At 63.2% G+C, this 272-nt stretch carries 1 protein-coding gene; it reads right to left on the bottom strand.

All coding sequences use genetic code 11. The features are described from left to right. Positions 1-256 (bottom strand): CoA-transferase (locus R0J92_RS23060; protein ID WP_411053382.1); only part of this gene is annotated, 256 nt, incomplete at its 3' end. Between the last annotated feature and the right edge of the window lie 16 nt (positions 257-272).

Here is a 272-nt window from a genome sequence, read left to right on the forward strand (position 1 = left end):
GCTTCAGCGTCACCGCCTTCTTGCCGGCATTGATCAGGTCCCAGACTTCTTCACCGGCGGGCGGAGCCTCGCCGAAGTTCAGGATGCCGTTTTCCGTGTGGAAGATTGCCTGCCGGCCCGGCGGCTGGAAGCGCGCGACCATTTCCGGGAAGCCGATGCCGAGGTTGACGTAGGCGTCGTCCTCGATGTCCTGTGCCGCACGCCAGGCGATCTGAGCATTGGAGAGCTTGATGTCTTCACGCGTGTCGATGGTCATGCGTAGGCCACTCCGG

The organism is Tritonibacter sp. SIMBA_163, from assembly GCF_046535935.1.
GTDB lineage: Bacteria > Pseudomonadota > Alphaproteobacteria > Rhodobacterales > Rhodobacteraceae > Epibacterium > Epibacterium scottomollicae.